Origin of the sequence: Kangiella shandongensis, from assembly GCF_020005365.1 — a bacterium.
GTDB classification, from domain to species: domain Bacteria; phylum Pseudomonadota; class Gammaproteobacteria; order Enterobacterales; family Kangiellaceae; genus Kangiella; species Kangiella shandongensis.
This window is the reverse complement of sequence record NZ_JACNML010000001.1, coordinates 88,027-99,872: the sequence shown is the minus strand read 5'-3', so window position 1 is coordinate 99,872 and position 11,846 is coordinate 88,027. Positions and strand designations below refer to the sequence as shown.

The following is an 11,846-nucleotide window of genomic DNA, read 5'->3' as shown; positions in this document are numbered from 1 at the left end:
ATTTATATTATCTCAATCTAGGGGTGTCTTTCTTTTTATAACTTTTCTTGGACAAGCAAGAAAAGTATATAAAATACTCATGCTACCGCCTCAAATCATTAAACACCGATAACTCCCAGTTCCGTAACCCAACCACCAAACTGGTTCCTTTCTTTTCATCCAGCGTTAAATCTTTGTCCTGCCTTAGCTGTTGGCGATAAGCAGTGCCAAGCTCTTCAATTAAAGCCTGAATATTCTTATTCGACTCGTCACTGAGCATACCGGAAATAAATAGGACCTTTTCATTTGGCTGATCAAAGCGGGAGTTAAAGAATTCACTTTGGATGTGCTCACCAAAGAATCGACGTATTGGGCCATCAGATTGCCACTTAAAGTGTGGGCTGACCCTTTTTCTTATTCGATTGTTGGGTAAAAGCTCAATGAAACCGACCTTATCCAGCTTAGCTAAGTACTGAATGAGTTGGTGCTCCGTGAACTGGTATCTCTTTAGCATTTCATCAAACTTCCAGTCTGACAGGCAGAGCTGAGCAACCAGTAGAAGTTTTTCGTCCTTCATTAACTCCTTCTCAAGCTCCAGTGTTAATTCGGTGATTTGGTGTTGTTGCTTTTGAGCACTTTGTGCCAGTTGCAGAATATCCATGTGAAGCAGGTTGCAAATTGTCTCTAAACGTTCCAGAGATAGTTTATTTTGCGAAAACATCCGTTTTACATTGGCCTCACTCATGGATAAATGGTTGGCTAGCTCTTTGTAAGTGATGTTTTGGCTGCGTAGCTGCTGTTTCAAGGTTTCCATTAACTGCGTAGTTTGACGGCTCATCGTTTGTTCCTGCTGGAAAGTATAGTTATACGATACCCTTGGCGTATTTTATGGCGACTATAGCATAATTGGTCGCCACATGATCGTCTTTGTGAGAAGTTTAGCTCTATCGAAATGAGGACATCAAAAGGAAAGTTTATGATTTCAGTTTATCAACTAAAACCAAAGTTCCAGCAGCTTTTACGTCCCTTGACCAATGGCTTAGCAAAAGCTGGCGTTACAGCAAACCAGGTCACTGTTTTTGCCGTGTTGCTGAGTGTTGCTACGGGAGCCTTAATACTGTGGCAGCAAAGCGTTAGCTGGTTTTTCTTGTTACCAGCAGTTTTATTTGTGCGCATGGCACTGAATGCTGTCGATGGCATGCTGGCAAGGGAGCATAACCAGAAGTCTAAGTTAGGTGCTTATCTTAATGAGCTCGGCGATGTGGTTTCTGACGTAGCATTATTGTTGCCATTGTTTATTTTGCCGGGTGTTTCGCCTTGGCTGATTGGCGCTTTTATCTTTATGGCAATGATCGTTGAGTTTGTTGGTGTTATCGCGCCCATGCTCGGGAAAGAGCGCCAATATCAAGGACCCATGGGGAAGAGTGATCGTGCCTTTGTTTTAGGTTTGTTAGGTATCATTTTACCGCTTTGGGTAATGTTCACTGACTATATGAATTACTTATTAGTGGCGTTAATTGCTTTGTCTCTTGTCACCATGATTAATCGCATTAAAGCGGCGCTGTAATCGCAACTACCGAATATATTAAGGAGAATAACCATGTTTTTTGATTTTGAAACGATGCGACCGGTTACACAGGTATTTATGTTTTTATTAGCGGGATTATCTATTGCGAGCATTATTAGCTGGGTTATGACCAAAGTTAATAAACAAAAAGATTATACCGAGCTAAAGCAGCGGATTAATTCCTGGTGGATTATGATTGGTATCTTTGGTCTGGCGCTATTGATGGGGCCATTAGTCACTGTTCTGTTATTTGCCATGCTCAGCTTTATTGCCCTGAAAGAGTACTTTTCTATGACCCCGACTCGCTTAGTCGATCGCAGAGTTTTATTCTGGGCTTACTTAACCATTCCATTGCAATACTACTGGATCGCTACTGGTTGGTACGGCATGTTTATTATCTTTATCCCGGTTTATGCGTTCCTGTTTATTCCATTCCGTATGGTGCTGGCTGGAGAAACAAAAAACTATCTGCGTGCGGTGGGTAATATTCACTGGGGATTGATGTTAACGGTATTTACTCTGAGCCATTTGGCGTACTTAGTGATGCTACCCAGCGAAGGTGAGTATCAATCTTTAACCATGTCAGGTGATGGTGCTGCCTTGTTGCTTTATTTAGTGATGCTGACGCAGTTAAATGATGTTGCTCAATATGTCTGGGGTAAGCTGATGGGCACAACGCCAATCGCGCCAACCATTAGTCCAAATAAAACTCGTGAAGGTTTAATCGGTGGTGTCGTGACTACCGGTATCTTAGCCATGATTTTAGCTGGACTATTAACACCAATGATCTGGTGGCAGGGCCTGTTAGTAGGTTTGGGTATTGGTATTGCAGGCTTTATTGGTGATGTTTCACTATCAGCGATTAAACGAGACATAGGTATTAAAGACTCTGGTCAGTTAATCCCCGGTCATGGCGGTATTTTAGATCGCCTGGATAGTCTGACCTTTACCGCACCATTGTTTTTCCATGTCATGCGTTACTTTTATTTCTAAACTGGGAGCGAATGATGAAATACATTAATTATGTGCTACGTTGGTTATTCTTTGCGGTGATTATTAAGCCTGTTGTTAAGATCATCATTGGTTTGCGTTACCAAAATGAGCCCATCTTACCGAAAGGTGGGCCAGCGATTTTAATCGCAAACCATAATAGTCACCTGGATACGATGGTTTTAATCTCATTGTTACCCCTGAAAATCTTACACAAGGTTCAGCCGGTTGCTGCTGCTGATTACTTTCTAAAAAATAGGTTCATGTCATGGTTTGCTTTGAATATTATTGGCATTTTGCCGATTGAACGTCAGGGCAAAGACAAAAGCGTTAACCCGATTGAACAATGTGCTAAGGCATTAGATAGTGGCAAGATCCTAATCTTCTTTCCGGAAGGTTCGCGAGGGCTACCTGAGCAAATGACAGACCTGAAATATGGTGTGGTCAAGCTGGCTGAGAGATGCCCGAAAGTACCCATTTACCCGATTTATATGCATGGCCTGGGTAAAACGCTGCCCAAAGGCGACGCTCTGTTTGTGCCTTTCTTTTGTGATGTGGTGTTTTCCGAGCCCATGACGTATGAAGCAAACAGTAAAAACTTTTATGAGAATGTGAAATCTCGATTTAACGATTTACAAGATTCGGTCAAGTTACCAAAGTGGGATGAATAGTGAAAGCGATGACGAAAAAGTGTATAGCTGCTGGCTGGGGATTTGCTGAAGCAACGCTTTTTTTTATTTTGCCTGATGTTTTACTGAGCTATTTTGCTTTAGAGCGTAAAGAGCGCTTGATGAGACTTATTTTATGGGCGTTAGCAGGAGCCGTTGCCGGCGGTCTAATCATGTACTACTGGGGCTTTTTTGCGGCAGAAACTGCATGGCACTGGGTTGAAGCGGTGCCAGCAATTAATAGCGAGCTGATGAGTCGTGTGGGAAAACAGCTTGGTGATACCGGAGCTACTGCGATTATATTGGGACCGCTACAGGGGGTACCCTATAAAACGTATGCGGTGCAAGCGGCGAGTGTCGATATTGGGACCGCTTTGTTTATTGGTGTTTCGATTGCTGCAAGGTTACTGAGGTTTGTGTTAATCGCTTTTACGGCAAGAGGCATTAGCTTAGTTTTAATGTCCCACTTAAAGTTCTCAAGAAAAGGGATGATTATTATATGGGGGAGTGTCTGGACAGTTGTTTACAGCTTATATTTTTTCTATTTCCCTTCATAACGTTCAGGCGCGTTGGCACGCGCCTGAATTAAAAAAATAAAATCTAGAGGATTAGCGCTAATAGAGCACAAACGGCTAACGCTATACCCAGAGGAATCTGAATCTTTGTAAGCTTCTTAGCTGCCTGAGCACCTTTTTCTTGAGCCGCTTCATTCTTTGATAAGAGCTTTTCAGAAATTAAGCTGTAAGAAAGAATAAAACCGACAAGAATCATTAAGATTTGAGTTATTATGTTAAACAAGCCACCGGTGAACTTTATCATAGCTCCAAGGTTTGCCAGACTATGGAATAGGAAATAGTATAAACCTATTACTAGAATGATAACGCCAATAATACCTTGGTAAGGTGCTATTTTCTTCAGAGCTTGTCCGGCATCTTGAGATTTGCTGGCGATAAGACTTGATGCAGCTAGCAGGCCACCAATAATGGCGAGTATTAAAACGATAGTTCCAAACATTTTTTGAGTTCCCTTTGTTGTGTATTTGTTGCAAGGCTAGAGTATCGCAACCAATTGAACTCAAATAGTTTTTTGATAATGAAAGGTGAGCCAGTTCACATTATTTTGGACTGGCTCGGCAGAAAAGTCTTTCAGATATTTAATCGTGCAGGTTTTCGCAGGCGTATAGCGTATTACTCATTAGCATCGCAACGGTCATAGGTCCTACACCACCTGGTACTGGGGTAATCCACGAAGCTCGTTCTTTGGCTACGTCATATTCTACATCACCAGCCAGTTTGCCTGTCTCAAGACGGTTAATACCTACATCAATGACGATGGCGCCAGGTTTGATCCAGTCACCTTTGACCATGTTTGGAATACCCACGCCAACAACCACTATGTCTGCTTCCGAGACTTTCTTCGCTAAGTCTTTGGTTTTACTGTGGCAATAAGTGACGGTGCAGCGTTCCATTAAGAGCTCTAAGCCCATCGGACGACCGACAATATTAGAGACGCCAACGACCACAGCATCTTTACCAATTAAGTCGATGCCAGTCTCTTTCAGCATAACCATCACACCGTAAGGGGTGCAAGGACGCATAGTAGGCATTTTTTGCGCCAAACGGCCCATATTGTATGGGTGGAAGCCATCAACATCTTTATCGGCTTTAATGCGTTCCAGAATAACGTTGGAGTCGAGGTGATCAGGTAGTGGTAACTGCACCAGGATACCATCAATTGCTGGGTCATTGTTTAACAGGTCGATCTGCTCTAATAAAGCTTCTTGTGTGGTATCAGCTTCCATCACTATTTTGCGAGAAATGAAGCCAACCTTTTCACAAGCCTCTACTTTCTTGTTAACATAGATCTGTGACGCGGGATCAACTCCCACGAGTATTACTGCCAGACCCGGCGCGCGAAGGCCTTGATCGAGGCGAGCCTTTACTTTTAAGGCTAAATCGTCTTTAACTTTGGCTGAGATGGCTTTGCCATCAAGAATTTGAGCAGTCATGTAGTAAATAGATTCAAATGATTGTTTGAAAGGCGTTATTGTCGCAATATTAACCAACTTACTCAATGCTTTTATAGAAGATTAAAAAAGTTAGAAAAAAGCGATAAAAAGTGGTTGACGGGTATGGGGGAAATCAGTAATATGCGCGTCTCGCAGGGGCAAGCCCCTTGAGACGAAAAATCGGAGATTAGCGCAGTCTGGTAGCGCGCCTGCTTTGGGTGCAGGATGTCGGGGGTTCAAATCCCTCATCTCCGACCAATTTTTATTCTCACCTCGAGTCAGGATTAACATGCGTCCGTAGCTCAGTCGGATAGAGCAACGGCCTTCTAAGCCGTGGGTCGCAGGTTCGAATCCTGCCGGACGCGCCATTTTGAGCGGAAGGTCTGGAGACGAGGGGAGAAATTGAGGTTGATGGTGGGCGTAGCTCAGTTGGTAGAGCCCCGGATTGTGATTCCGGTTGTCGTGGGTTCAAATCCCATCGTCCACCCCAGATTCTTGTAGAGCAGCATTGACGCTGAGCAGGAATTACAATACGGTTCGATGAGGGCTCAGGGCCCGCAATCAAAATGCGAAAGTGGTGGAATTGGTAGACACGCTGGATTTAGGTTCCAGTGCCGCGAGGCGTGAGAGTTCGAGTCTCTCCTTTCGCACCATCTTTAACTCAGCTTATAAAGGCTGGTCTGAAGATGGTTCCTCCCTTAAAGTCTTCATCTGAAAACCTGGTCATTTTAATTATTAGCTATTGAATGTAGTAATAGCCTATCGGAGATCAGCGAATGCAAGTTTCAGTTGAAGCCAATAACGGTTTAGAAAGAAAGTTAGTTATCGATGTACCTGCCGAGAACATTGACGGCGCGGTACAAAAACGCCTACAAGAAATGACGCGCACCGTGAAGATGAACGGTTTCCGTCCAGGCAAAGTTCCTTTCAAAGTTGTAAAAAAGCGCTATGGCGCTTCTGTTCGTCAGGAAGTTCTTGGCGAAATTATGCAACGTCATTATTTCGAAGCAATTCAGCAAGAGAAATTGACTCCTGCTGGTTATCCACAGCTTGAATTAATCGAAAACAAAGATGGTGAGAATCTGAAGTTCTCAGCAACCTTTGAAGTTTATCCGGAAGTTGAAGTCTCTGATCTGGCTAAGCTTGAAATCGAAAAGCCAACATCAGAAGTGTCTGACGACGACCTGTCTAAAATGATGGATACGCTACGTGAGCAGCGCGCATCTTGGGCTGAAGTAAAGCGTAAGTCGAAAGAAGGTGATCAGGTAGTTATCGACTTTAAAGGTTTTGTTGACGGTGAAGCATTCCAAGGTGGTGAAGCGAAACAATTCCCATTGGAAATTGGCGCTGGCAACATGATCCCGGGCTTTGAGGACCAACTGGTTGGCGTTTCTGCGGACAGTGATGTTGAAGTTAAAGTAACCTTTCCTGAAGACTATCATGTAGAAGATCTTAAGGGTAAGGAAGCAACTTTTGAGACACACGTACACGCTGTTAACAAGAAAGAGCTGCCAACACTAACAGATTTAGCCGAGCAATTAGGTGCTGATGACCTGGCTGCACTTAAAGCTGACGTTAAAAAGAATATGGAGCGTGAGCTTCGCAACGCTATCAAATCACGCATCAAAGGTGCAGTGATGGATCAGTTAGTAGAGAAGCATGAATTTGATATGCCAAAGGCAATGATTGATCAAGAAATCGATCGTATGCGTCAAGAGATGGCGCAGCAAATGAATGCTCCTAAAGGTGAAACACCAGATCTTCCTGCGAGCTTATTTGAAGAACAGGCTTCACGCCGTGTAAAACTGGGTTTAGTGGTTGCTGAAATCATTAAATCAGAAGAGTTGAAAGCGGATGAAGACAAAGTTCGTGCACAAGTTGAAGACTTAGCCTCGGTTTACGAAGAGCCGAAAGAAGTTATCGACTGGTACTATGGCGACCCTCAGCGCTTACGTGAAGTAGAGTCACTGGTATTGGAAGATACTGTAGTTGACTTGGTGCTGGAAAAAGCTAAAGTAACGGAGAAAGCCGTTAAGTTTGACGAGATGCTAAACACTAATAAACAGTAAGTTTAGCCTTTCAGTCACAGTATAAAAAAGCGGATTTTATCCGCTTTTTTTTGGAATAAGGAATCGTCTAGATATGAGCAAAATTGAGCAACCCATCAACAGTGCTTTAATTCCAATGGTTGTAGAGCAAACGTCACGTGGCGAGCGCTCTTACGATATTTACTCTCGCTTGTTAAAAGAGCGAGTGATTTTCTGTGTTGGTCCGGTTGAAGACCATATGGCCAATTCGATTATTGCGCAGATGTTATTTTTGGAATCGGATAACCCTGATAAAGATATTTATTTGTATATTAACTCTCCAGGTGGTGTTGTGACCGCGGGTATGGGGATTTACGATACCATGCAATTTATTCGTCCCGATGTTTCGACGGTTTGTGTCGGTCAGGCGGCTAGCATGGGGGCATTGTTGCTCGCTGGTGGTGCTTCTGGTAAGCGTCATTGCTTACCTAATTCGCGCATGATGATTCACCAGCCGCTGGGTGGCTTTCAGGGACAGGCGTCCGATATCGCGATTCATGCTCAGGAAATCAGTGAAATGAAAAAACGTCTGAATGGCATTTTGTCACATCACTGTGACAAACCGATTGAGCAAGTTGAAAAAGATACCGACAGAGATAACTTCCTTTCAGCTGAAGAAGCTATCGAGTACGGATTGGTTGACTCTATTATCAATTCTCGAAAGTAATACCAAAACCACCTGTGAGCAGCGTTTCATGGGTGGTATCTTCCTGATAGTTAGTACAACCCCTCTCCTGAATTAATAATTTCCTTATTTTTTACTGTATAACACTTGATATTACGCTACATTAATCTTTAGCGGGTTCGTACTCTTAGGCTTGTCGCAGTAATCCCTATAAATCATAGGAGGGCGCGATGGAAGAACGCCGCCGATATAACTGGATAGAACGCCTGTTGGCGCACTTCGTCTGGATCCGAGCTGGAGAAGGACGCAGCGTCGTATTGATGTTCGTAAGTCTCTTCATCTTGATGACGGCGTACTATTTGCTGAAAGTTATACGAGATCCTCTGATCCTTTCTGATGGCAGTGCAGAACTTAAGAGCTATACCACTGCCGCACAAGCAACCATTCTGCTAGCGGTTATTCCATTATTCAGTCGTTATTACTACAAGTTTTCTGATCATAAAGACAAGTCGTTGTTTTTAAGACGAGTTTTATTGTTTTTTGTAAGTCACCTTTTACTTTTTGCAGTTGCTGAATATCTTGGTTTAGCCATTGGTATAGCGTTCTATATCTGGCTGGGCGTTTTCAGCGTCACCATGGTCGCTTTGTACTGGGCATTCTGTGCCGACTGTTTTAATTCAATGAGTGGTAAACGGTTATTTGCAGCCATTGCCATAGGCGGCACCATGGGGGCTTGGGTTGGGGCGAAGTTGGGAGGCGCGCTTTTCCCCGTATTCGGCGTAACGGGACTGGTGCTATTGTCAGCAACGCTACTGTTTGTTGTGAACTGTCTGGTTAAATTAAGTTATCAGTCGGTACCAAAAACTTCTCGAGCTATTTCAGACAGTAAGGCATTAGGAACGCGACACCAATGGTGGCAAGGTTTTTCGCTTTTTTTCCAGAGTCGTTACTTATTATTAATCGCGCTATTTATCTTGCTTTATAACTGGATTAACTCTGTCGGAGAGTATGTACTGGCTAAGTTTGTCATTAACCAGGCACAGCAAGTGGGTCCAAGAGGTAGTTACGAAGAGCAACTCTTTATGACGGATTTTTATTCCGACTATATTGCCTGGTTTACTCTGATAGGGTTGTTGTTACAGCTTTTTGTTGTTGCCCGTCTGTTTCGGTGGATAGGGGTTGGTGCTTCAATCTTTATTTTGCCCTTTGTCATGATGATTAATTATAGTCTGATACTGTTCTTTCCTTTTTTTGGGGTCGTTAAGTGGGCGCTCATTGCCGAAAATAGCGTTAACTACTCGATTCAAAATACCAGTCGTCATGCTTTGTTCTTGCCGGTGTCCAGGGACGAAAAATATTTAAGTAAGAACACCACGGATACTTTTTTTTACCGGTTTGGCGATCTAATGTATGGTGCCAGTGTCGCCATTGGGGTTAATGTATTTGGTTTGGGCACGCTTGAGTTTATAACCTTTAATGCCATATTGGCAGCCACTTGTTGCTGGACTGCTTTGGCTATTCGCCGGCATTATAAACGTCGAGATAAAGAGCAAGCGGAAGGGCGTCCGCCTGTGCTTGCTGTTTCGCTAAAACCTGAATCGCTTACGGCTGGAAAGCAAAGTACGATTTCAATTCCGGAAAACACTTTCGTTGAGCCGGACCTTGGAGATATGATTCGTTATCAATTAAGGGAAGCTAATGGAGAGCAGCTTCCTGCCTGGTGTCAATTCGATGATGAGGCTTTAACTGTGATGTTTGAGCCTCCGCCTGAGACTGAGCAAAAGTTGCAGCTCGAGCTGGTAGCTAAAGACTTTGCGGGCTTTGAAGTCAGCACTGCATGGGAAGTCAAAATAAAGCCTGGAACTAGTGAAGACGCTTAAGAATTTTATCTCGACGTGTTAATAGAGAGATAATCTGTCTTGGGTGTAGGTAGTCTTTTAATTCGGCCATAAGCTGCGCTCGATCCAATGACTGAAGTTGGAGTTTATATTCTGGGGACAGGTAGTCTGGAGCAGTTCTTTCGTATTCGGGTAGCTTGCTTTTAACTCGAAAGGCTCGAGTATGATCAATCAACCACAAAAAACCGTTGTCTTTACTGTATAAGCGATTACCAGTATTTCGGTCTTCGTTGTATATCAGCCAATCAAAAATATGCATGATATCTTCAGCCTCATCAGTAGAGCAGAAGCTATATAGTGATTTATCCTGTTCGATCAGCTCTGTTCGTGTGATCGAGTCTTCAACCCAGTACTGAATAACCCCGGGACGATCATTCAGTCGGTACTCCATAGTGAAGGGAACCATGTAAAGGCCAAGCATCCGATCCAGCTTATAAGCCGCCAAGTCGTAAATATAGCGATCGGCGAGGTTGCCCAGTCGTCTTTCCCAGTCTTGCTTCTCCATATTGGGATCACTGTCTAAATACTTAAAAATTGCATGGTGCTCGACGTCACCTTTTTTAAAAGTCAGTTTTAATGGTTTGCTGTAGAAATTCTCTAACTCCTTCTGCTCGACTACTTCCGCACGGTTAAAAAAATTGTTCAGATAGTCATCGTTATGTCCATCGGGGTATAACGGTTTGCGAGTGGGGTCCGGAATGGGGGCGGTATTGCTGGAGTCGTCGATGTTAAGCACTTGTAATGCGTCATTTTCGATAATGACTGCACTGGGATGGCCATGGTAATGGCTGCGCAACATACCGGTATCCAGCAGAATGAGCCGATTATCAAACCGCGAGCGTACCTTGCGGCTTTTGTCGGGAGTATGTCCCACCAAAATTTGTTTAGAGTGGAAGCGTTGTAATGCATTGTCTAGCGTTTGTCGCTCTGAGTAGATGTGGCAATAGATATTACCCCGATACCAGATAGGCCCAAAGGTGGTTAGCATCAGGGAGTCGGCAACCTTGAGAAAGCGACGTGCTTTTTTGACTGTACTGGGTTTGTTGAGAGCGCGAGAGCGTATTTTCCCCTCGACCAGCGCTGTAGCAACCTCTTTTCGATCCAGTTTGTTGAAATAATGCTTGAATAATCCTGCGTCAATTAACTGATGATATAAAGTGGCGTAGTCGGATAGGTCTTGACGAAACCTTTGGTTCAGTTCTTCTTCGTTTAAATTCAGCTCTAATAGTTGTTTTGAGATGCCGCCGTGTACATAAGTGCGGTTGTCCAAGGTTGTAACAACGTTGTTCTGCAATAACCAACGCCCATAGCGGCCATCGGGAGCGAAGCTGGCGACCAGTCCGAAATAACCAGGAGGATACATTTTATTGAAAGCTTGCAGGCTACCGGCGTTATCGTCACGATCTGAGTAATCGAGGAAGTCCTCGTAAACTGACTGTCGAGACTGTTCTGATTCCTCGGGGATAAAAGCGGCATACTCATCTTTCGAAACATAGCGCAGATCGGACATTATCACCATGGCTTCATGGTTGCCCAGTAGAACTTCGACCCGATCACCTGCTTTGTGAGCTTCCCGCTCAAGCCGCATGAGCAGATCCAGTACTCTTCTGGAGTCAGGGCCTCGGTCCAGGTTATCGCCAATACTGATCAGAACATCGGTCTGCCCGCTCCAGTCCAAGTCTTTGTCAATGACCTTGCTTCGCTGCAGAACGTTAATCAGTGAGTGGTAAGCGCCGTGAACATCGGTTACTGCTACCGTTCTTTTGGCTTCGCCTTCAGACGGTATCACCAGCATGGCCAGCAGGAAGAGAAGAATGGCAGAAAGCGGTACCTTGAAATGTTTCATTGGGCGTCTCGGCAGCAATTTGAACCTGTCAACAGTATAGCATAATCGAGGTTTGAGACCGTTAACCACAGCGTGCTAGACATAGGACAAAATGTGTAAAATTTAGAGCTGTTCTGGCTTTGCGCGGCTTTTTGCTTTTGTTGCTGGGCTATATTTGGTACTGTTAACCTATAAAGAG

At 44.0% G+C, this 11,846-nt stretch carries 11 protein-coding genes and 4 tRNA genes; 11 read left to right on the top strand and 4 right to left on the bottom strand.

What is annotated here, in order from left to right; translation table 11 throughout:
- Positions 1–82 precede the first annotated feature (82 nt).
- Positions 83–817 carry a helix-turn-helix domain-containing protein gene (locus H7708_RS00430; RefSeq protein WP_223668489.1) on the bottom strand — a complete coding sequence of 245 codons (735 nt, stop codon included), beginning with the start codon at positions 815–817 and terminating at the stop codon, positions 83–85.
- 138 nt (positions 818–955) lie between these two features.
- On the opposite strand from H7708_RS00430, the gene H7708_RS00425 reads away from it, so the two are divergent.
- Genes H7708_RS00425 through H7708_RS00410 form a run of 4 tightly spaced genes read left to right on the top strand, consistent with a single transcriptional unit; the run spans position 956 to position 3,761 of the window.
- The gene (locus H7708_RS00425; RefSeq protein ID WP_223668488.1) at positions 956–1,546 is read left to right on the top strand and encodes a CDP-alcohol phosphatidyltransferase family protein; all 591 of its coding nucleotides are present in this window, start codon (positions 956–958) and stop codon (positions 1,544–1,546) included.
- Positions 1,547–1,579: 33 nt separating this feature from the next.
- Positions 1,580–2,539: a phosphatidate cytidylyltransferase gene (locus tag H7708_RS00420; RefSeq protein WP_223668487.1), complete on the top strand. Its 960-nt coding sequence runs from the start codon at positions 1,580–1,582 to the stop codon at positions 2,537–2,539.
- Between the two features lie 14 nt (positions 2,540–2,553).
- Entirely contained in the window at positions 2,554–3,207 is a 654-nt protein-coding gene (locus tag H7708_RS00415) for a lysophospholipid acyltransferase family protein (RefSeq protein WP_223668486.1), read from the top strand.
- Between the two features lie 8 nt (positions 3,208–3,215).
- A complete protein-coding gene (locus tag H7708_RS00410; RefSeq protein WP_223668485.1) occupies positions 3,216–3,761 on the top strand; it encodes a YqaA family protein in 546 nt (181 codons plus the stop codon).
- 43 nt (positions 3,762–3,804) lie between these two features.
- Here the strand turns inward: H7708_RS00410 and H7708_RS00405 are convergent, their stop codons facing one another.
- Both H7708_RS00405 and folD read right to left on the bottom strand, forming a co-directional pair.
- Positions 3,805–4,218, bottom strand: coding sequence for a hypothetical protein (locus H7708_RS00405; RefSeq protein WP_223668484.1), 414 nt, complete (start codon positions 4,216–4,218; stop codon positions 3,805–3,807).
- Between the two features lie 139 nt (positions 4,219–4,357).
- Positions 4,358–5,212, bottom strand: coding sequence for a bifunctional methylenetetrahydrofolate dehydrogenase/methenyltetrahydrofolate cyclohydrolase FolD (folD, locus tag H7708_RS00400; RefSeq protein WP_223668483.1), 855 nt, complete (start codon positions 5,210–5,212; stop codon positions 4,358–4,360).
- Between the two features lie 181 nt (positions 5,213–5,393).
- Between folD and H7708_RS00395 the strand changes: the two genes are divergently transcribed.
- The 7 genes from H7708_RS00395 to H7708_RS00365 all read left to right on the top strand — a co-directional run bounded on the left by H7708_RS00395 (position 5,394) and on the right by H7708_RS00365 (position 9,804).
- Positions 5,394–5,470: transfer RNA gene (locus H7708_RS00395), tRNA-Pro, on the top strand.
- 33 nt (positions 5,471–5,503) lie between these two features.
- Positions 5,504–5,580 (top strand) — tRNA-Arg (locus tag H7708_RS00390).
- Between the two features lie 46 nt (positions 5,581–5,626).
- Positions 5,627–5,702 (top strand) — tRNA-His (locus H7708_RS00385).
- Positions 5,703–5,780: 78 nt separating this feature from the next.
- Positions 5,781–5,865: transfer RNA gene (locus H7708_RS00380), tRNA-Leu, on the top strand.
- Between the two features lie 123 nt (positions 5,866–5,988).
- Complete coding sequence (tig, locus tag H7708_RS00375; protein WP_223668482.1) at positions 5,989–7,281, top strand: trigger factor; 1,293 nt, start codon at positions 5,989–5,991, stop codon at positions 7,279–7,281.
- A gap of 73 nt (positions 7,282–7,354) precedes the next feature.
- Positions 7,355–7,966 carry an ATP-dependent Clp endopeptidase proteolytic subunit ClpP gene (gene clpP, locus H7708_RS00370; RefSeq protein WP_223668481.1) on the top strand — a complete coding sequence of 204 codons (612 nt, stop codon included), beginning with the start codon at positions 7,355–7,357 and terminating at the stop codon, positions 7,964–7,966.
- Positions 7,967–8,154: 188 nt separating this feature from the next.
- Complete coding sequence (locus H7708_RS00365; RefSeq protein ID WP_223668480.1) at positions 8,155–9,804, top strand: ATP translocase; 1,650 nt, start codon at positions 8,155–8,157, stop codon at positions 9,802–9,804.
- Here the strand turns inward: H7708_RS00365 and H7708_RS00360 are convergent.
- Entirely contained in the window at positions 9,788–11,668 is a 1,881-nt protein-coding gene (locus H7708_RS00360) for a metallophosphoesterase (RefSeq protein WP_223668479.1), read from the bottom strand. The two genes, H7708_RS00365 and H7708_RS00360, sit on opposite strands and share 17 nt — an antisense overlap.
- Positions 11,669–11,846: the final 178 nt, after the last annotated feature.

Excerpts from the sequence above, each read along its gene's own strand:
- H7708_RS00405 (WP_223668484.1), bottom strand. The coding sequence starts at position 4,218 with ATGTTTGGAACTATCGTTTTAATACTCGCCATTATTGGTGGCCTGCTA.
- H7708_RS00415 (WP_223668486.1), top strand. The coding sequence starts at position 2,554 with ATGAAATACATTAATTATGTGCTACGTTGGTTATTCTTTGCGGTGATT.
- clpP (WP_223668481.1), top strand. The coding sequence starts at position 7,355 with ATGAGCAAAATTGAGCAACCCATCAACAGTGCTTTAATTCCAATGGTT.
- tig (WP_223668482.1), top strand. The coding sequence starts at position 5,989 with ATGCAAGTTTCAGTTGAAGCCAATAACGGTTTAGAAAGAAAGTTAGTT.
- H7708_RS00365 (WP_223668480.1), top strand. The coding sequence starts at position 8,155 with ATGGAAGAACGCCGCCGATATAACTGGATAGAACGCCTGTTGGCGCAC.
- folD (WP_223668483.1), bottom strand. The coding sequence starts at position 5,212 with ATGACTGCTCAAATTCTTGATGGCAAAGCCATCTCAGCCAAAGTTAAA.
- H7708_RS00410 (WP_223668485.1), top strand. The coding sequence starts at position 3,216 with ATGACGAAAAAGTGTATAGCTGCTGGCTGGGGATTTGCTGAAGCAACG.
- H7708_RS00420 (WP_223668487.1), top strand. The coding sequence starts at position 1,580 with ATGTTTTTTGATTTTGAAACGATGCGACCGGTTACACAGGTATTTATG.
- H7708_RS00430 (WP_223668489.1), bottom strand. The coding sequence starts at position 817 with ATGAGCCGTCAAACTACGCAGTTAATGGAAACCTTGAAACAGCAGCTA.
- H7708_RS00360 (WP_223668479.1), bottom strand. The coding sequence starts at position 11,668 with ATGAAACATTTCAAGGTACCGCTTTCTGCCATTCTTCTCTTCCTGCTG.
- H7708_RS00425 (WP_223668488.1), top strand. The coding sequence starts at position 956 with ATGATTTCAGTTTATCAACTAAAACCAAAGTTCCAGCAGCTTTTACGT.